Genomic DNA, 20,347 nt, shown 5'->3' with positions numbered 1-20,347 from the left:
TACCCGACTTCTTTAAGAAATCGGGTATCTGCCAGCAACGGTTAAAAAGTGAAGGTAGTTCTCACCGTACCAATAACCGCATCGCTGTTATCGGAATTTTGGTTGGGAGCGGTTAACCAAATGATACCCGGTGTAATTGAGAGATTATCGCTCACTTGATATTTGTAGAACCCTTCTATGTGATACGCGAAATCTCGATTAAAGTCGTTGGTTCCACCAGGAACATCTAATCCTCTCAACGTTGGTTCTGCACCCGCAACAATAGCGCCTAAGTTTCCTTCTTTTCCTAAGTCAGGAAACACTAAGCCTAAGGCAAAATTCCAAATATCTGCATCACCTAATCCAATTAAACGGGCGTCGGTTTTACCCACCCAACCATTCACTAAGAATTTAGGACTGAATCTGAGTGAGGTTTCTAGTCCATAGGAGTTACTGACAACAGGAGTGCTGAGAGTATCGGCTGACAAATTGGTTACATTTGCCAATTGAGCCGGATTGAGATTAGCAAAGGCTGTACCTGTTCCACCTAACAGAAAGCGTCTAGCGCTATCTCCACCATCATCGTAAGCGTGGACGTAGGTTAATCCAATCTTAAACCGACTGCCATAAACAATTTGGGCAATTCCGGAATAATTCCCGTTGAATAACCCATTATCTTCTCCAGGATTACTGGCAGTATTGGAAATGTAGCCCAAATCTACTCTGAGATTATCACTCGGCTTTAGCGCGATCGCAGCCCCTGCACCAAAGGGTCCAATCCGATAAATAGGGTTCCGTTCAGCGAAGCGGGAAATGGCATTAGAACCCCCGGCGGCACCTTCTAAGTAAGGGTTCACCGTATCTGAGTAATAGTGGTGTAAGCCATTATTTGCCACGATTTGTACGGTGGCTTTGTCTCCCAAGGGAAAGCGGTAGCGCAGGATGTCGATAACAACATCATTGCCAGCCGGACCATCGTAGGTAAAGCGTCCTTCTTGACTACCACTTGATCCATCGTCATACGTTACACCGCTTCTTGCCAGTAATGGGGTTGGATTGCCCGCTTGCAGACGAGTTTGCAGCATATCCTTCCCGGTGAAGCTCGTTAGGAAGTTGAGGCGCACGCGATCATGAAAAACGGTATTTACGTCGTCACCAACGTCATCCCCAAACGCATCCGCCAAGCCAAAGATAACTTCCCCGGATAGTTTTGTGGTTGTGGAGAATTGATGGTCTTCCAAAAACGCCACTCGACCTTCTAAATTATCAACCCGCGCTCCTAAGGTGGCAAGTTCTGCTTCAAATTCTTCAATTAAACGCCGTAGCGTGGGCAAGTCACCCCCATTATCGGGAACATTGCCGATTAAACGTTCAATTTGCTGTAAACAAGCATTTAATCCCGCCGCAAATTCATAGCGCGTCATCGCCCGATTACCGCGAAATGTGCCATCCGGATATCCCGCAATACAACCATACCGTTCAACTAGCGATCGCAAGGCTTCATACGCCCAGTCTCCGGGAGAAACATCTCGCAGTTGGGAAACGTTGGTTACTTGTCCCATCCCTTGATTTTCCATGGAGTCCAATTCTAACGACGGTACAGGGGTTTCCGGTGTCGCGGATGGGTTTAATGTCTCTTCTGTCTCCATCGCCGCATCTGGAACTGAAATCTCCAGATTCAGGGGCGTTTGGGCAATTGAACTCGGCTGTTGGGTATTCTGATCGGTGATACCTTGAGTTGATGGGGTTGGTTCACCTGCGATCGCGGCGGTAGACAGCCCAATTATTATCCCTAAAATTGTCGGAACATTAAGTAAGGCAATCCTAAAAACTTTAGCTTGATTCACGTTCGTCTCTCACACCAAATAGAGTTTTTTGTGAGATTAGCCAACCGAATAACCGTCCCTGGAATTTTTTGTTCCAGAGATTTTATCCTGTCTGGGTTAATCTCAGGTTAACCTTATCGACGCTATCTGCTTTTTTTGTATTAATTGATGCAAAGTGTCCTGTTTATATGCAAAATTTGAATCAAATACATCCGTTTACTGCAAATCAAGCTCCATCAGTGCAGGTTGAGAGGTTTTAAAAATCCTATAACCAATAAAGCTATAGGAGTTATTTTGCTAAATTATCAGCAATTTAGGAGCTAATTGCTTTATTCTTCTTGCTCAAGTTCCTTCAACTCCTCTCTATACTTTTCTACTGCTGACTGCAATAGCATCTGAGCCATTGGAATACCTATTTTTGTCGATATAATTTTCAGCTTTCTGTGGAGGTCATTCGGTATCGTCACTTTGAGTTGCTTGTTTTTCTCGCGGTCAATAGGCATTTGAATAAGGACTTAGACACCCTATAAGAATACCCTGAGTAGGCTATATCCTGCTCAGAGTCTTGATTGCATGGACTTAGTAGGGTTTACTGAGTCTACCTAATGACAAAAAAAAGACAGACCTCTCAGCATTCAATGCGTTGAAGGTAATAGATAATCGATGGCTGAAAATCTTTTAGGATAGGACTTTCAGTCATTTAACTCAAACCCAATAGTCAAATCGATAAAATACTGTAACTACGGCTATGAACACCTAAGCTTTAATCAGAGTCGATTCATAGTCAAAGTCAATAGTCAAATTCATAAAAATTCGGTAGAACAGCCCCACCGTAACTAAGGCTATTCCCCCGAAAAGCTTACTCTATAAAGTTTCTAACAAATGGCTCAGGTCGGATTTGAACCAACGACCTTGGGCTTATGAGTCCCCTGCTCTAACCACTGAGCTACTGAGCCGTTTTTTTTCACAGCCTCCTTAATTTAGCATAAAGCTTACGTGAACACAAGCACATTTTCCAACATCTATTCCAGATGAATGCCACTGGCTTAAGGGTGGTGGGCAGTGCCCACCCTACGGTATATCAAGGGTTTCGCCAATCCCGAAAGACTTGGTTCGTAGTCAGGGCTTTAGGTCTAGATTCGGTTGGGTTTCGACTTCGCTCAACCCAACCTACTCTAACTACACCATTTGAACTGTGTCCCGCCAGAAGAAACGTTGCAGGCAACGCCTCTACACACTTCTGTCGCTGGGAGAACCAACTACCGATTCTTGGGTAAAAAAGCCATTGGATTAACGGCTCCGCGTCCTCCTGGATGAACCTCAAAGTGCAAATGGGGTCCGGTACTGTAACCCGTACTACCCATTTCCGAAATTTGTTGCCCTTGGTCAACCTCTTGACCCCGACGCACCAAAATTCGATGGTTGTGAGCATAGAGGGTCAAGCTACCATCCGGATGTTTGATTTCCACCAATTTGCCGTAGCCACCGGAATTCCAACCAGCGGTGACGACAACACCAGGGGCAGCTGCCACAATCGGTGTACCGATAGGAGCTGCAATATCAATCCCCTTGTGCATACGTCCCCAACGCATCCCGTAGCCAGAGGTTAAAACCCCCTTGCTGGGCCAAATATAGCCATTAAATGGGGCAGGGCTGTCCGGCAAGTACATATCCGGAGCGGACAGAGGAGGCAATTGAGGTGCAACCGTTGTCCCAACCGGGGTTTGCAGCATGGGGTTATAACTTGCTGGTGGGGCTGGGGCGGCGGCTACAACCTGCTCCTTCGGTTCAGATGGGGTTGCCGCAGGTGGCGGTACTGCGATGGAAACTGAAGTGGCTTGAGTTTCTTGTTCATACCGCTGCGGATTGAATTCCGGATTGACCCTAATGGGTGTTGATTGCTCAGCTACACTCGGCGCAACTGGCACAGATGGAACCACCACTTCGCTCGGTGAACTGGTTTGACCCGTGGTTTGCTGACGGCGATATTCTGCCCGCATTCTCAGAATATCCGCCCTCAAGCGTTCAACGTAGGGGTTGTCCCCGGCGTTAGCGGGCTGATTCCGTTTCGCCTCTAACGCGATAGGGGTATTGGTTGGGGCGTTTTCACCAACGGAGGATTGGGCAAGAACAGTTGATGAAGCGGTTGGCGGTTGAGATGTGGGTACTGTTGGGGTAATCGGTGAGGCGGATGTTGCTGTGGTGGGAACAACGACTCTGGGTGCTTCAACCTCTGGTTGGACTGAGCGAGTCACCGAATTGTTGGATTGCTCCTGAATCCCTGGTAAAAACGTGACTCGTTGCTCAGATGACTCAGCCGATGGCGGCGTGGGAATGGTGAGTTGTTGATTGACCCGAATCAGGTTGGGATTATTTAAGCCGTTCGCTTGAATTAATTCAGAACGGGATAAACCATAGCGACGTGCGATCGCGTCTACTGTATCTCCAGGTTTAACCGCGTAAGTACTCGTCGCCGCTCTATTCGCTACCACCGTTTCCATCACCACGGGCTGCGGTGTTGGGGGTTGAGCAGTGATTTCTGGCGTTGTGACGGGTTCCAGCTTTGAATTGGGGAAGGTGATCGGTGTTTGGTCTTCCGATACCTCTGGTGAGGTCAAATGCTCTGGACTTGGCGTAGGAACCGGAATCATCACGGATGACGGTGATGGCTTCGGTGTGTTTTCCTCAATCGCCAGAGACGCGGCTGTGTCTGGAGTGGGAACCGGAATCACCACAGACGATTCCGATGAGCGAGCCGCTTTGGATTTGGAACCTGAGGCGGCTTCGGAGGCTGGAGTGGGAACCGGAATCACCACGGGTGACTGGTACGAATTGACCCCTAGGGAGTCCACCGTCGGTGAGGCGGCAATTTCTGGTGTCGGAACGGGAATAACGACAGGAGATTGAGATTGGTTGACCGCCGTTGAGTCTACTGTCGGTGATGCCGCAATTTCCGGAGTGGGAACTGGGATACCAATAGCACTGTTAGAATTCGTCGCCGCTGACGCTGGGAGACGGGTTGCTGACGCCGATGGCGTCGCTGCTGTTGCTGTTCGGTTGATGGACTCCTCAGACCTCAACTCCGCCAGACTGTTATTTAAGCGGTTCCGTTTGTGCTTTAAATTATCAACAGCAACATCTTGTCTCGCCTTGAGCCGGTCATCGACCTGACCCGGAACGGTGACGGATTCACCCGTTTTGAGCTGACCGGATGCGGATATCCCGGTAGAGTTCCGTAACTGATTTGGCTCGACTCCGTAAGATTTGGATACGGATTCGACCGTTTCTCCCGGTTTAGCCTCGTGAACAATACCGTTCACGGTCGGGATTTTTAGCTGCTGTCCAACTGCCAGATTGGCGTTGGGTTGGACAGGATTCGACGCCGCGATCGCTTCTGGAGCTACTTTATAGGTTTGCGAAACCTCCCATAGCGTTTGCCCTTGCTGTACATTGTGTTGTACGACAGGTGCCGATTGGGCTGGGGTTGGAGCTGGTGTAGCTAGCGGCAGTTTCGAGAGAGTGGCAACGTCTGGTTCGCTTTCTGTTGGCACAGACGCAGGCGTTGACACGCCAACAGGCAAAGTTGTCAGCGTTGGCTCAGAGGCAATGGGTTCCAAGGCTACGGCTTCATCACCTTGTTGGGGTAACAACAAGCTGGAAGCTCCCATGGAAATTGCCAATCCAATCATGGCTGCAGACGTCCTAGCTCTGCGGTTGCCTTCGGTCGGAATGGTTGCGCCGACTGGCGGCTTCTCCCCAGAAAGCTTCAACAAAGCCTCAAAGGAGTGGGCGGAGTTGGCTGCACACGAAGGAACCTGTTTAACCTTCTGCGTAAATGTCCGTTTCAAAAACGACCTCCTAGTGTGTGACGAGCACTTAACAGTTCCTAAATGGTTTTCCCAGTCAATGAGGGATCTCACTCTAAAATGTGATTTAGATCACGGACAGTGAACATACTTAGGCAAGAGTACCCTGCTTTTTTGATTTAGACAAGCTAATCTGACTGGATAAATTTCTAGTTGTTGACGATCACCGCTCGATTCACCCTTTATTAAGCCATAACTCGCTGTCTCTGGACGAATATATTTTCATACTTGATAAACGAGACACGGTTGATAGTCGGGCGGTTTTTGCCAAGGGTTGTGCATAGAACATACAGACTTGACAGGCTTTTCTCCGGAAGAGGGCTAGAGTTTCAAACCGAACTCTAAAGTCGGTTTGTTGCTTTCTCAGCCTTTCAGGCTATCCGGTGATCGCAGGATTTAGCAACTGTATAGAGCTCAAGCTCATAGTCTAGCAACCGATAGTTTAGCAGTTAACGATTACAGACGGCACTCTACGTGAATTTTTGGTAAAGAACAACCGTACAGTCTTCCCAAGCTTCCCCGGGTTGGAAACGCTGTTGTCGGTGACTTTCCCTCTGCTAAAATCGCGCTTCCTCCTGCGGAGATAGGGTTTGAGACTCCTAAGGTAATCGGCTTGGGATGATTAAAATCTATCAATCCGCCTCGATTGGGCAGGACTCTTCTGTATAGAAATTTCTTATCAAAGGAGTGGCTTTTCCGTATTCTAGATAGCTGAATTCAGCGTCATTAATTTTTAGGCAGAGATAAATCAAGAACATTGCCATCTGCACAAAGGGGGAACTTGTTAAATTTTAATTAATTTTAATTAAACCTTGATCCGATTAAATAAAGTTATATATACGGCAGTATACATAAATGTAGTATCTTGTTGTACGTTTAAACGCTTCAGGTCAAGCCAAGTCTCAGGAATTAGCGGCTGCTGAAGGTGGAAGCTTCTTCTGATTAAATACTTGAACGCTATCCGGGAATGGTCTTCCTAGATCAGGTATCCCAATTGACGCCGTGCTTCAAACAAACCCAAAGCCGCGCTGACCGAAAGATTTAAACTGCGAACACCGGGTTGTGTCATTGGAATAACCACAGTTGCGCCACAACGGGTTAAAACAGATGGGGACAATCCTTGGGTTTCGCTGCCAAATAACAACCAGTCATTCGGTTGAAATTGGAATTGAACATAACTGCATTGCCCAGAAGTGCTGAAACCAATCCATCGCCCTCCCAGCTTTTGGGAAACCTGATTAAATGCCTCCAAGGTTTCATGGTAGTGAAACTTGACATAGGGCCAATAGTCAAGTCCGGCTCGCTTGAGGTAGCGATCGCTAATTTCAAATCCCAAGGGTCCAACTAGATGTAACTCCGTGTCTGTAGCGGCACAGGTACGGGCGACATTGCCTGTATTGGGCGGAATTTGGGGGCAAACTAAGACAACCCTAAGCATAAAACCTCAAATCTCTTTTCAATCCTACCCTACACACTTAGGGAGACTGAATGAATTGGATTAGACCCATTGGAAATAGTGATAGTATATGTTTTTTTTATATCAGCTTTTGGGAAGAACCTGATTAGATATTTTAATTTTTAGCCCGAATAGTCTTGACAAATCATCCCTCCTGGTTATTAAGCCACCAAAGCCTGACATAACTTATCTTCAAGTTCGTTTTCTTGTTCCGTCATGTCTTGAATCGCTCGGTTGAGAATTTGCTGCGTGTCAAAGCCCACAGATTGCAGTTGTAACCACTGTCCGGCTGTATTCCCTTGGCGGAGAATCTTTTTCAGGGGCGAGAGGAAGCAACTGAAGCCTTTTGCTTTGGCAATGGGTAAAACCTCTTGATAGAGTTCATCAATCCATTCCCGTGCCGAAATCGTTCTGCCATCCTGCCAATGGGTGAGTTTTGCATCTAAGCTAGACTGGGCAACCGCCATTTCATTGGCTTCAGTGAGGGCGACTAAATCACCTGCACGAGTGGATACATTACCGTTATAGAGCGGATCAAGATGCGGATCGTTTAAAACCTGGGTTAACCGGGCTTCCAGTAAAGCTGTTATCGCTAGCAACGCAATCGGATCAACGACTAAATCACAAATTCTCAATTCCAGACGATTTAAATCATAGGGGCGTCGATTACCATTGGGACGAACCGATGACCAAAGATGGCGCACGTTACACATGGTTCCGGCTTCGAGTTGGGCTTCTGTCCACTCAATAAAGTGAGCATGGCTTTCAAATAGGGGAACCTGAGACGGCGTTTGCGGAAAAATCGCCCAGCGAGTGGAGTGATACCCTGTGGCTTGTCCGTCGAGAAAGGGAGATGATGCGCTTAACGCTAGGTATAAGGGGGCTTCTACTCGTACCAGACGGCAGGCTTGCATCAGCACTTCTGGGTCAGAAATGCCCACATTGATATGAACACTAGCGGTGACCACATTACTTCCATAGGTTTTCTCAATGTAGTCATGATAAGGATTTTGCGGGTCAGAGCGGTAGAAGCGATCGCTCCCTCCTAGAGACAGGGTACTGCCGGGAATCAGGGTGTAGTTTCCCAGAGTTTTCAGATAAGTGCGGAGGTGCTGGCGTGGGCGTACCAAAGCGCATAAGAGGCGGTCATAGCAGCATAAAGGAGCCGTGGTATATTCGACATTGCGGGTATCGGGTTCCCGCATGAAGCCATCCAAGGATGCCACAATCCGATCAGACAGACCAACAATCTCCCCAAGGGGAGTGCCAGTATACATCTCAATTTCAAAGCCTTTCGATAGCAGCACAGTATCTCCTAGAGCTGGGTAGAGCAACCTCTTAACTCTTCAAGTGTATCAGTGCTGAGAGATTGATTATAAATTTTGAATGATTCTAGACAAGCGCGGCATTGCCGTGCCTCTAGAGGTAACGCCTTCCATTCCCTGTTCTCTTCATACCCGATGATGATAAACATCATTAACCGTATGTCAGGTGGGCAATGCCCACCCTACGTCTACGTCTGATGACGATAAACATCATTAGCGGCACGATGGAGGAGAGAGTGACGGTAGATTAATGCTTTCAGGTCATCTCCATAGCCGCCTCCAATCACACTGGCGACAGGGTAGCCTGCGGCGATACAGGTGCTGAGTACCTGCATTTCACGTCGGTAAATTCCCGTATCGGTTAGGGCTAGCTTACCAAAGCGATCGCAAGCGTGGGTATCTACTCCAGCATCATAGAGAACCAAGTCAGGCTGGAAGTCAGAGAGGATATCGGGGAGATAGTGGGCTAAGGTTTGTAGGTAAGCATCGTCATCCATACCCACAGGGAGAGGAATGTCAAGATCACTTTTTTGTTTCGTGGCGGGGAAATTGACCTGACAGTGCATGGAGAAGGTAAAGACAGTGGGGTCATTTTGGAAAATAAACGCCGTACCATCTCCTTGGTGAACATCGAGGTCAAGAATTAGGATTTTTTGGACTAATCCCAGAGTCTGGAGGACACGAGTCGCGATCGCCAAATCGTTAAAGATACAAAAGCCTGATCCGTAGCTGGGAAACGCATGATGAGTTCCTCCCGCCGTATTACAAGCAATACCATGACTCAGGGCAAGTTGAGCCGTCAGAATTGTCCCCCCAACCGCCGTACAGGTTCGCGTCACCAAGCCGGGACTCCAGGGTAATCCAATCCGACGCTGGGCTTTCGGGTCAAGTGTACCGTTACAGTAAGCCTGGATGTAGTCAGGGATGTGGATGAGTTGAATCCATTCTGTGGGTGGGGGGTTGGGAGTGTGGATGTCTTCAGGAGTGACAATCGTATCGGCGAGGAGGAGTTCACAGAGTTTGCCGAATTTGGACATGGGAAAGCGATGTCCGGGTGGAAGGGGGGTAACGTAGTCGGGGTGATAGACGATTGGCAGGTTCATGACGGTAGTCAATAGTCAGTCATGAACTATTGTCATTGATTGGTTCCTTCCCGTTTCATTGATCGCTGTATAGGCTTATTTCTCGCCTCTTTGTAGAATGTCGCTAACATTAAGAGCCTGGAAATAAATTTCCGGCTTAAAGCTAAAGTAAGCTAAAGCTTACTGGGGAAGCCTTTGATATCATGTCCTGACGATTGCCCATAATTGCAATGCGGTAAAAACCAAGGTTTCAGGCGTTTTATTCAGAGGTGTTTGACCGGACATAATATGAACCCGTTTTAACGGGTTTAAGCTTTTAGCCCGTAGACGCGGAGCGGCTTCTCTTCGAGTACTTGAGTTCAGGGCTTGAGTTCAGGGCTTAATTCTCTTTCAGAAGGAAGAGGCTTAGGGTAATGTAAACTTGGCTGGTGTTGCTTACTGAGAATTTTCATAGTTCGCGATCGCGTCTAACATTTTCTCCCTACTACCATAGTACGATTGGATGGTTTCAGCGATTTCCATGGCACGATCCGACTTACCCGCAGCCGCTAACTCGCGCACGATTGTATCCAAGGTACTGACTTTTACCCAGAAGTTTTCAATGGTTTTAGCTACGTGAATGGCTTGTTCATACTGTTTGGCTTTTATTAACTCGTGTATAATGGCAGCGGATGCCTTATCTTTCGCCACGTCATTTTGTATGGTTTTAGCCCTATTTAGCGCTTGGGTATATTTGCTATTTTGGGCATAATTTAACGATTCATAAATTATTTTTCCGTCTTCTCCCAAAGTCGTAGACATTTCTGAATAATCAGAATCTACTCTTGTTGTCCCCACTCCGCATTCTAGTACACCATTTTTTACAACTGGATCAGCAGGAGGTGTTTTTCCGGAATATTTCGACTCACAAAAAATTACTACTGTTGTTAATTTATTGGTATCCGGTTTGGGTTTCCCTAAGAATACACCGCCAACAAAGCCTTTAAGGTAACTTTTCTTAGAAATTGCATAGTTAAAAGCATATAAGGGAGTAGCCTGAGTTGAATAGATGTAAGATTTTGTTTCCGTTGCTATTCCTAAACCAAGATCATCCATGGAATCAGAAAATTCATCTTTATCCCGGAAATAAGATTGTTGTGCTCGATTCATTGAACCACCATAATCTTGTGCTTCTGATTCAGAGTATTCTGTATCTATTTTCTTGAATGTGGGCAAGATTAAGCCAAAAACAACCCCAGCAGTAATACTAAACTGAAGTGTTATTAAAACGAAGAGACGTAGATGGCGAGATTTACGTCTATTTTTTTGGTGAATATTTTGTACAGTTTTAGCAATTATTTCTCGACGAATTGCATCAATTTCTAGCAATGCTGATTTAGCTTTTCTGGCTTGAGGAAACCGTTTTTCTAGCGCTGGTTCAGTCATCATCTCAAGCCATTTCGCAAAAACATGATTTAAATTAACTTGAATATTTGTCTGAAAGTCCAGTCGCATATCAGATTGCGGTAAATTAGCAGGAGCAATACCTGTCAATAGATGAATTAATGTTGCTCCCAAGGCATAAAGATCACTGGCGGGTACAGCACGCCCCCAGAGTTGTTCTGGTGGCGTATAGCCGCTAGTTCCGACGACAGTAAACGTGACACCTTCAGCTTTAGCTTTATCTTGCACCGCACCAAAATCAACTAGATAGATTTGATTGTTTTTTCCTAAAATTAGGTTACTTGGCTTAATGTCGCGATGGATAATAGGGGGACTCAGTTCATGCAAGTCGGTTAAAATAGTCAGAATCTCTTCAGCCAAGCAACGGACTTGATGTTCGGGAAAACGCTTACCTTGATCAAGCAACTGTTGTAACGATTGACCAGGAATGTATTCTTGTACTAAGGCAAACCAACGTAATCCAGTACCATCTTCCTCGTCCACTGAAAAATAGTCGAGATAGCGAGGAATCCGGGGATGATTGATATTTTTGAGTACCTGAGCTTCCCGTTCAAATAATTTGAGATGCTCCCATTGCATCTGAGGACTAAAGGGGAGTAATTTAATAATAACTAATTTTCGTTTAGATTCGGATGCTAAATCAAGGGCTCGCCAAGTCTGACGACTCGGTCTTTCGCTAATTTTTTCTCGGAGTTGATAGCGTTTATTTAAAACATATTTCGTTGTTTTCATGTTTTTACCTCCTGCTTTAATCAAATAATGTTTAATTTATTTGACTTGTTTTTTAGATGATTCTGCTAGTATTTTGCAGGTTAGCACTGATGTCACAATAAAAAAAGGAATCATTAAAAACATGAGAACTCCTTCTCCGGCTCGACATTCTTGCATACAAAATCCTATCATTGTACTAAAAAACATCATAAATGGAATCACGAGCGACGCGGCAATACCTAGTACAATGTATATTTTAATTATCCATGACCAGAATATTGTCAAGGATGGTTTAACCAAAACTTTATTTCGATCAATGCGACGATGATTTTTATATAAATAGTATCGATTAAGATTATTGAGTGTGGATGTAGCTTGAGACGCACAATTAAATCGCCGCTCCAAATTTGGATCAGTCAGGGATTCCAGCCAATTCACAAAACTAGGACTTAAACTGACCCTATCGCGAAAATGAATACGTAAATTTTGCTGAGGTAAATCAGCGGGTGCTGTCCCCGTTAATAAATGAATTAATGTAGCGCCCAACGCATATAAATCTGAGGCGGGAACTGCTTTACCCCAAAATTGTTCGAGGGGGGCATAACCTGCTGTACCGACAACCGTAAACGTGACGCCTTCAACTACAGTGGGGTCAGCAACAGCGCCAAAATCAACTAAATAGACAGATGCACCTTGAGCCGCATCGACATCCTCTTGAAAAATTAAATTACTGGGTTTAATATCGCGATGCAGTACAGGTAGATTCAACCCATGTAAATAGCTCAAAATCTCTAAAATTTGAATCGCGATGGAACGTACCTGAGCGAGTGTGAAATGCTTTCCCTGATTAAGTAATTGCTGAAGCGATTGACCGGGAATATAATCCTGTACTAAACAAAACCAGCACAATCCTTGACCCATCTGTTCATCTAAGGAAAAATAATCCCGATGTTTCGGGATGCGGGGATGGTTCAAGGTTTTGAGAACCTGCGCCTCACGTTCAAAGAGTTTAAACTCGTCCCACTCCATCTGAGGACTAAACGCCAGTAGCTTGACGATTACCTGTTGTGGTGGTGTTTGGGTGGTATCTTCAGCTAGCCAGGTTTGACGCCCCGCATTTTGGGATAAACATTGTTGTAGTTGGTAGCGATTCTGTAAGAGTTGTTTGGCTTTTAGCATAGGAGGGCGCTTCCAGAATGGGGTTACTCAGAGCTATCTCTGAATCTAGGAAGCTTATGCAGTTTGTAGAGACGTTCCATGGAACGTCTCGCCTCTACACCAATTTTTTGCTAGCCTTTTGGAAGCGCCGAAACCATTGATATATGTGACTCATAAGGGGATGTGGAAAACCTCTCCCTAGCCCTCTCCTACAAGGAGAGGGAAGCGGAATATATTTTTTTATTGGGAGAGGCTTTGAATCTTGCTCGCTACTAATACCCAATTTAAATGCATGACAGCTTATCCTCCAGGGAGCGAGTAAGACAAACGACAAATGACCAATGACCAATGACCATTCTCAAGCCAATCCCTGAGAGACAAAACCAGCCCAATAATAGGGATGAGAAAAAGGCTGTTTCTCCTGCGCCAACGACTGCAAATGCTGCTGTTGTACCTGAATTTTATCCGCTAAATCCTGCCACTTCTGGCACTCAGCCACATCACCCTTAACGTTGGCATCATTCCGCCGAGTCATCGCCTGATCATACTGCTGTTGCAACGACTTGCCCATCTCCCCTTGATAATTCCTGGCAAACTCCTCTCCGGTTAAATTCCGCAATTTAATCTGCCCCTGCTGTAACGCCTGAGAACGGCTCATCCCCGCCTGACGGAAATTGTAGTAAAAAATCGCTAATAGGGCGCTGGCTAAGTCCTCTACCGACCACTGCGTACTCACTACACTCCTGGCTCCAGCACAGAGAAATCCGGTGGCTAAACTGAGTAAATCATCGGTAACTTCGTTAACACTAAAATTAACTTCGCAGCAGCAGGCAAATACATCGGATAAATCGGGCATTCGCCAACCGGGGCTGATGAGTTGACTCAGGGTTAGGGAACCATCCCCTAATACTAAATAAGAGTTTAGAGGTTGTGCAGGATTCGATGTGGCATGATGGCTAGAGTGGAGAAAGGGAGCGTCTCGACACTAATCCTTACCAATATGACAAAAGACAAATGACAAATGACAAAGGACAGCGATACAATCATGTATCTCTACTTTCGCTGACCCATTTAAGACAAAGGACATAGCGTGCTTCTAGCGATATGTAGGGGCGCATGGCGTGCGCCCACGAGTATAACGAATAACGAATGACAAATGACAAATGACAATTCTCGCCGTTAACGTTACTCCCACCTACTGACTCATCCCGTTTTCTGCTTATGCAACTGTACACATCCCGGCGTCGAACCAAGATTGTAGCCACGATTGGTCCTGCTACCAGTCATCCAGAGATACTCAGAGATCTGATTAAAGCAGGTGCGACAACGTTACGGCTCAACTTTTCCCATGGCACTCATGATGACCATCAGCGTAGCATCCGCCTGATTCGCCAAACCGCCTTTGAACTGAATCAACCCGTAGGTATCCTGCAAGACTTACAAGGACCGAAAATCCGCTTAGGCAAATTTGAGAACGGTTCGATTACACTAGAACGAGGCGATCGCTTCACCTTAACCAGTGAACCTCTAATCGGCACTCAGGAGATCAGTTCTGTCACCTATCAACCCCTTGCTGATGAAGTCCCTAATAATGCCACGATTCTCTTAGATGATGGCAGAGTGGAGATGCAGGTGGAAGAGATTAATCGAGAGAAACGCGCCTTACATTGTCGGGTCGTTGTCGGTGGTAAACTTTCCAATAACAAAGGGGTCAACTTTCCAGGGGTCTACCTCTCCATTCGCGCCCTCACGGATAAAGACCGCCGGGATTTGATGTTTGGCTTAGACCAAGGGGTCGATTGGATTGCCCTTAGCTTTGTGCGTAATCCCCAGGATGTCCTGGAAATCAAAGAACTGATTACCAGTGCTGGGAAAGATGTTCCAGTTATTGTCAAAATTGAAAAGCACGAAGCCATTGAACAAATGGAGGCTATCCTCTCCCTCGCTGATGGGGTGATGGTGGCGAGGGGTGACTTAGGGGTAGAATTACCGGCTGAGGATGTGCCTATCTTACAAAAGCGGCTGATTACCACCGCCAATCGTCTGGGAATTCCGGTGATTACCGCCACCCAGATGCTGGATAGCATGGTCAACTCTCCACGCGCTACCCGTGCAGAGATTTCCGATGTAGCGAATGCCATTTTAGACGGCACCGACGCGGTAATGCTGTCCAATGAAACCGCCGTGGGTAACTATCCCGTAGAAGCCGTCTCCACGATGGCAAAAATTGCCACCCGTATCGAACAAGAGGAAATTGTGCGGAATATGGAAGATACCCGCCGTTCAATTCCCAATGCGATATCTCAGGCGGTGGGTCAAATTGCCGAACAGTTACAAGCCTGTGCAATTATGACCCTAACTAAAACGGGTTCCACTGCGCGAAATGTCTCTAAGTTTCGCCCCTCAACTCCGATTCTGGCAGTAACACCCCACGTCGATGTGGCGCGACAATTGCAACTGGTGTGGGGAATTCGCCCCCTATTGGTGCTGGATTTACCGTCAACGGGTCAAACCTTCCAAGCCGCAATTAATGTCGCCCAGGAAAAGCAGCTTGTCGCTGAGGGGGATTTGGTAGTGATGACAGCAGGGACATTGCAAGGGGTGCCGGGTTCCACGGATTTAATTAAAGTGGAAGTGGTCACGGCTGTACTGGGTCAAGGGATTGGCATTGGTAAAGGGTCAGTGAGTGGTTTAGCGCGGGTCGCCTATAGTGCGGCAGAGGTGAATAACTTTAATCCGGGCGAAATCTTGGTGGTTCCGTCAACCAGTGCGGATTTTGTTGATACCATGCGTAAAGCATCAGGGGTAGTGACGGAGGAAGATAGTTTAACCAGCCACGCGGCGGTGATTGGAATGCGCTTGGGAGTTCCGGTGATTGTCGGCGTGAAAAATGCGACTCAGCGGATTCGGGATGGGGCGATTATCACCCTGGATACCCAGCGCGGTTTAGTCTATTCTGGGGCGATGGCAGCGAGTCCAAGTAGCAGTGGGGCGGTCATGGTGTGATAATTACCGTGTGGCGTAGGGGCGGGTTTAGGGATTTGGGTTTCGCGATTGATGATCACCTTTGTACAAAACCCGCCCTGAGATGGTGGTGTAGGGGCGGGTTTAGGGACTTGGGTTTCGCGATTGATGATCACCTTTGTACAAAACCCGCCCTGACCAATTGAATTAACACACCTTCGAGTTAACATCGGTGGGTTACGGCGGATAGGTTCACTGAAGGGCGATTGCTTCTGTGAAAATACCGCCTAACCCACCCTACCCCTGTACATCTATTCCAGACTATCGCTGGGTTTGATAAACTTGTACAGGTCGATCAATCCCTTTGAAGCGATACTCGTCCATTAATTTCAAGCCTTGCTTGTGCGTCAGTAAGGCATAGGTATCTTCACTGATCACACATTCCCCAGGCTGACAAATCGCTTCCATTCGCGCCGCCAGGTTAATGGTTGCGCCTAAGGCGGTATATTCGACCCGTTGAGAACTGCCCACATCTCCCACCACGGCTTTGCCACTATTCACGGCAATCCGTAATTGTAAAGGTTCTAGTAATACTCCATCGCCATTAAGTTTATCTAAACGATTCAGCATTCCCTTCGCAGTCGCCAAGGCGCGGTCAGCATGATCCGGTTGAGATTCGGGAGCGCCAAAAAATGCCATAATGCAATCGCCAATATATTTATCGAGGGTGCCATTAAAGGCAAAGAGTTCTTGCAGCATCTCCTCAAATAAACTATTCAGCAATTGAGCAATCTGGACTGGACTTAACCGTTCTGAGAGCGCGGTAAAGCCGACAATATCGGCAAATAGGATACTGATTTCGCTTTCGGCGACGGGTAAACGACCATCGGGTAATGTTTTATAGGCAATGAGTTGTTGAACGACGGCGGGGGAGTGATAGCGTTCTAACCGTTGGCGAATCATTTCTTCGCTGGTGAGTTTCTGGGTCAAGAGCCAGCGTTGTACACTCGATGCGACCAGATTGGCTAAGGTGGAAAAAAAGCTGAGGTCTTCTTCGCCTTCTTGCGTCCAATGGGTTGACGAGTGATGGGCATCGGCATATAATACGCCAACTACCTTATTTTCATCCCAAAGGGGAACCGCGATCGCGCTGCGAATTCCTTTGTACAGGATACTGACTTCTCCCTCAAAGCGTTGGTCAGCTTGGGCATCGGCGGTTTGAATCGCGACTTTTTCAGTAAAGACTTTTTGACAGATACTCCGACTAATCCAATGGCTGGACTCGGCTAAACTTTGCTGCTGATTGACGTTTCTGGATGCGGCATTGAGTAACTCTAATTCCCGTGAACCCGTTACATCGACCAATAAAGCAATCCGTTCGATGCTTTCAAGATAGCGAAAGACCACATCCTTGACCCGTGAGAAAATGGCTTCGATGGATTCAGCCCCACTTAAACCCTTGGCTATCTCAACCAAGTCCTTAAGCCGAGCAATGGTTGTTTCCTTGACGCTAAGCTCATCCCCTTTATCTTTCGCTTGTATCCATTGCTGTTGCAATTCTTTAACACTGCGAAGGATAGTGGCTTCTGCGGGTATCTGTTCGACTGGTGGGACGGTGTTGGTTCGTCGAGACGGAGCCGCTAAAATAACCACAATGCTGACATCCCCGAACCAAATCACATCTCCGTTTTTCACCAGTTGCGGCGAGGTAATCTGACGTTCGTTCAGTAGCGTCCCGTTTTTGCTCCCCATATCCTTAATCATCCAATTGTCGGTTGCCGTTTTCAACAGCCGAGCATGATATCGGGATACCCCTTCGTAGGGTAAGGTTAGGTCGCACTCCGGTAAGCGACCAATAGTAAATACATCCTGATTTACTGTCACCGTTTTTTCGGTTTTTCCTTGGTGCAGGCGCAGTTTGAGTTCAGCCATACTTAAGATACGTCCTGGAAGCGAATATGGGGCGCAAAACGTTTTTCGATAATCCTAATCCCGTAGATTAATCTTAGTGCATTGATTTAGGAACACCCGCCGTTCGGATCGAATGAGATAAAACCCCCACGATCCGGATCTCACAGCTTCTGCGGTGAAAAACTGATTCGGCTAAACGTTTACGCCCGGGCAGCGATCAATATTATAATGATAGGCACATTACTAGACCAACGTTAGACAATAACGGTTGCTCCGGTGAATCGTTCGCGATCGCCAGTCAGTTCCTCATCTCACCCGAATCCGATTACTCACTCGCCTTGCACCTTATCCATATTAATCGGTGTCGGTGTGTTTACTCTAGGCGCGATCGCGATTTTGGGGATTAACCGATTATCAACATCGCCAACGACGCCACAAAACACCGTAGAACTCACCCAGAATCAACTTCAAACTGAACCTACAACCCATCCACCTGAACCTGAACCCGCCCAGAGTTACGTCATTGTTACCACACCCACTAATTTACGCTCGTTATCTGGACGCCAGAAAACGGGGACTGTTTTGCAAAAAGATACTCAATTAACGGTAACGGGAAACGAAGAAAACGGTTGGATCGAAATTAGTTAACCAGAGCCAGGTTGGATCGGGAAGGGTCGAACCAAAAATACTTGCCCTGCCAATTAAGATGTTGTTAGGGTTAAGCTGTCATGCATTTAAATTGGGTATTAGTAGCGAGCAAGATGCAAAGCCTGCGGCATGGCTTCGCTAAACGCACTACACGGCTTTCACCATTATTGACATTAAGGTTTAAATGCCGAACAGCTTAATTTACTTATATTATTATTTCTCTGGAAAATTTGTTTGGGTAATAAACGCTCCATAATAACTGCTGAAGCACCAGAATTGTATTAGAGGAGCCATTATAAATTTATGAAATTTTTCTAAGATATAGTGTTGAATTGCTTCAAGTCTTAAAGAACTCGTAGCAGTCATGTCAATCGGTGTGAATACTTTCATGATTGAGTCTCCGAGATTTTCCGAAGAGAGCCGACAAGATTTTTGCATCCCTGGCAAGTTGTTGCTCTGGACGTGCCAGACGGGAGTAATCAGGGATAAAGCGCATGATCAAAACCCCCTTTATTGTATTTTAGGTTAAATTCGTTACTTTTTTTCCTCAATCCATGGGTTATTTGCAATCCTTACGGTTCCCTGTGACGCACCGAGCGTGTTACCGAGCGTGTTACTGAGCGAAGCGTTCGACTGAACTTCGACAGGCTCAGTTGCCGCGCTCACGCCGAAGTCCGAAGTAAGTCGAGGTAAGCCGAGGTCTTCCCTCTTCCCTGGTACTCATGATCGCAATTGAATGAAGAACAGGAGGTCAATTAAGTCTTCTTTCTGATTTTTTCCGTAAAATGGCGGATGCCACTTGAGTCAAAAAAGGATAAGTTTATTATTTAATGGTTGAAATATCAGTAATTTCCCGTAGATAGATAAATGCACTTAAGTATGGGTATCAATAGGTATTGTGGAAAATACCTAAATCTTTATCCTGGCTTTATGGGAATTTAAGAAAACCTGTTAGATAATGGTCTATAAGTCGAGGCGGATCTTAACATTGTGTTTAAATTTACGATTGTCATCACCACCTACAACCGTTTGTCTCTGCTAAAACGAGCCGTTGAATCAGCATTGGCACAAACGTTACCCTGTGAAGTGATTGTTGCTGACGATGGTTCCTCAGATGGTACAGAGGCATACATCCATAGTTTAGGCGATCGCGTGGTTTATCACCGCAATCCGGTTAACGTGGGACATTGCGCCACGATGAACGCCGCCGTTAAGCTAGCGCAAGGGGATTGGATTAAACCCATTGACGATGATGACTATCTTGCCTCCAATTGTATTGAGGAATTAACTAAGGCGATCGCCAGATATCCTCAAGCGGTTCTCTGTTCAACTCAGGCGATACAAGTCAACGAAAAGGGTCAAGAAGTATCACGTACTCAACCAATTAAAAATGCTCCGATTAACTATGTGCCTCAGTCTGAGATCCATTATCGGATGCTTTTAGAGCAACTGCCCTTTGGGACACCTGTACAAGTTGCCTTTCGCAAAGATGCCTTTGTCAAATCCGGGGGATGGGATTCCAGCTTTGAAGTGAACTACGATGATATTGACTCGTGGGTGAAAATTGCCCAATATGGAGATGCCATCTTAGTGAATCAGCATCTCGCCTACCGGACGTTATGGCATCAAGGGAATCATCTCAAGTTTTCCCTCCAACAGCGCCTGCAAAAGCATATCTCGATTAAAGAAAAAATTTATAAATTTGTCCATCCAAAGTATCGTGATTCTCTACCCTCGTTGCAAGATATTCAGGATTTTTTGACGTTGTACTGGAGTTTAGTGGGCTTCAAGCAAGGGAAATTTGCTCAGGCGCTTCCCCTGTTATTTCCCGCTTTGTTTTCTCGGAAAGGTTGGCACCTTTTAACTCAAGTTATTTACGCTCGCAAAGTTTATCAAACGTCCCAGCAAGATTGCCAAGAACCAAGACCCAAGCAAATGCCTTTATTCTCTGAAATATAGAGACGTTGGCTACAACGTC

Annotated in this window: 12 protein-coding genes, 1 tRNA gene and 1 pseudogene; 3 read left to right on the top strand and 11 right to left on the bottom strand. The window is 46.4% G+C overall.

Going from position 1 to position 20,347, the window contains the following annotated elements; translation table 11 throughout:
- Positions 1-41 precede the first annotated feature (41 nt).
- The 10 genes and pseudogenes from RIB93_RS11690 to RIB93_RS11645 all read right to left on the bottom strand — a co-directional run.
- Entirely contained in the window at positions 42-1,826 is a 1,785-nt protein-coding gene (locus tag RIB93_RS11690) for an iron uptake porin (protein ID WP_446372943.1), read from the bottom strand.
- 308 nt (positions 1,827-2,134) lie between these two features.
- The gene (locus RIB93_RS11685) at positions 2,135-2,308 is read right to left on the bottom strand and encodes a hypothetical protein (protein ID WP_006101589.1); all 174 of its coding nucleotides are present in this window, start codon (positions 2,306-2,308) and stop codon (positions 2,135-2,137) included.
- Positions 2,309-2,688: 380 nt separating this feature from the next.
- A tRNA-Met gene (locus RIB93_RS11680) sits at positions 2,689-2,761 on the bottom strand.
- Between the two features lie 303 nt (positions 2,762-3,064).
- Positions 3,065-5,653 carry a peptidoglycan DD-metalloendopeptidase family protein gene (locus RIB93_RS11675; RefSeq protein ID WP_446372942.1) on the bottom strand — a complete coding sequence of 863 codons (2,589 nt, stop codon included), beginning with the start codon at positions 5,651-5,653 and terminating at the stop codon, positions 3,065-3,067.
- 994 nt (positions 5,654-6,647) lie between these two features.
- Positions 6,648-7,109, bottom strand: coding sequence for a tRNA (cytidine(34)-2'-O)-methyltransferase (locus RIB93_RS11670; RefSeq protein ID WP_446372941.1), 462 nt, complete (start codon positions 7,107-7,109; stop codon positions 6,648-6,650).
- Between the two features lie 179 nt (positions 7,110-7,288).
- The gene (gene gshA, locus RIB93_RS11665) at positions 7,289-8,434 is read right to left on the bottom strand and encodes a glutamate--cysteine ligase (RefSeq protein WP_446372940.1); all 1,146 of its coding nucleotides are present in this window, start codon (positions 8,432-8,434) and stop codon (positions 7,289-7,291) included.
- A gap of 206 nt (positions 8,435-8,640) precedes the next feature.
- Positions 8,641-9,555, bottom strand: coding sequence for a histone deacetylase family protein (locus RIB93_RS11660; protein WP_446372939.1), 915 nt, complete (start codon positions 9,553-9,555; stop codon positions 8,641-8,643).
- A gap of 414 nt (positions 9,556-9,969) precedes the next feature.
- Positions 9,970-11,709 carry a protein kinase domain-containing protein gene (locus RIB93_RS11655; RefSeq protein WP_446372938.1) on the bottom strand — a complete coding sequence of 580 codons (1,740 nt, stop codon included), beginning with the start codon at positions 11,707-11,709 and terminating at the stop codon, positions 9,970-9,972.
- Between the two features lie 36 nt (positions 11,710-11,745).
- Positions 11,746-12,867 carry a serine/threonine protein kinase gene (locus RIB93_RS11650; RefSeq protein ID WP_446372937.1) on the bottom strand — a complete coding sequence of 374 codons (1,122 nt, stop codon included), beginning with the start codon at positions 12,865-12,867 and terminating at the stop codon, positions 11,746-11,748.
- Positions 12,868-13,204: 337 nt separating this feature from the next.
- A pseudogene (locus RIB93_RS11645) lies at positions 13,205-13,765 on the bottom strand (CHAT domain-containing protein); the annotation flags it as partial.
- A 302-nt stretch (positions 13,766-14,067) separates the two neighbouring features.
- Between RIB93_RS11645 and pyk the strand changes: the two are divergent.
- The gene (gene pyk / locus RIB93_RS11640; RefSeq protein WP_446372936.1) at positions 14,068-15,852 is read left to right on the top strand and encodes a pyruvate kinase; all 1,785 of its coding nucleotides are present in this window, start codon (positions 14,068-14,070) and stop codon (positions 15,850-15,852) included.
- Positions 15,853-16,131: 279 nt separating this feature from the next.
- Here the strand turns inward: pyk and RIB93_RS11635 are convergent, their stop codons facing one another.
- The gene (locus RIB93_RS11635; protein WP_446372935.1) at positions 16,132-17,742 is read right to left on the bottom strand and encodes an adenylate/guanylate cyclase domain-containing protein; all 1,611 of its coding nucleotides are present in this window, start codon (positions 17,740-17,742) and stop codon (positions 16,132-16,134) included.
- Between the two features lie 255 nt (positions 17,743-17,997).
- Here RIB93_RS11635 and RIB93_RS11630 point away from each other — a divergent pair, with 255 nt between their 5' ends.
- Both RIB93_RS11630 and RIB93_RS11625 read left to right on the top strand, forming a co-directional pair.
- On the top strand, positions 17,998-18,369 hold the full coding sequence (locus RIB93_RS11630) for a hypothetical protein (protein WP_446372934.1): 372 nt from the start codon (positions 17,998-18,000) through the stop codon (positions 18,367-18,369).
- Between the two features lie 990 nt (positions 18,370-19,359).
- On the top strand, positions 19,360-20,328 hold the full coding sequence (locus RIB93_RS11625) for a glycosyltransferase family 2 protein (RefSeq protein ID WP_446372933.1): 969 nt from the start codon (positions 19,360-19,362) through the stop codon (positions 20,326-20,328).
- The last annotated feature ends 19 nt before the right edge of the window (positions 20,329-20,347 follow it).

This window comes from Coleofasciculus sp. D1-CHI-01 (assembly GCF_040218875.1).
Taxonomy (GTDB): Bacteria; Cyanobacteriota; Cyanobacteriia; order Cyanobacteriales; family Coleofasciculaceae; genus Coleofasciculus.
The sequence above is the reverse complement of the archived record's forward strand: the minus strand, read 5'-3'. Positions and strand labels throughout refer to the sequence as shown.

Bases quoted from the DNA above. Each gene is read 5' to 3' on its own strand.
- pyk (WP_446372936.1), top strand. From the start codon at position 14,068: ATGCAACTGTACACATCCCGGCGTCGAACCAAGATTGTAGCCACGATT.
- RIB93_RS11635 (WP_446372935.1), bottom strand. From the start codon at position 17,742: ATGGCTGAACTCAAACTGCGCCTGCACCAAGGAAAAACCGAAAAAACG.
- RIB93_RS11670 (WP_446372941.1), bottom strand. From the start codon at position 7,109: ATGCTTAGGGTTGTCTTAGTTTGCCCCCAAATTCCGCCCAATACAGGC.
- RIB93_RS11650 (WP_446372937.1), bottom strand. From the start codon at position 12,867: ATGCTAAAAGCCAAACAACTCTTACAGAATCGCTACCAACTACAACAA.
- RIB93_RS11660 (WP_446372939.1), bottom strand. From the start codon at position 9,555: ATGAACCTGCCAATCGTCTATCACCCCGACTACGTTACCCCCCTTCCA.
- RIB93_RS11685 (WP_006101589.1), bottom strand. From the start codon at position 2,308: ATGCCTATTGACCGCGAGAAAAACAAGCAACTCAAAGTGACGATACCG.
- RIB93_RS11655 (WP_446372938.1), bottom strand. From the start codon at position 11,709: ATGAAAACAACGAAATATGTTTTAAATAAACGCTATCAACTCCGAGAA.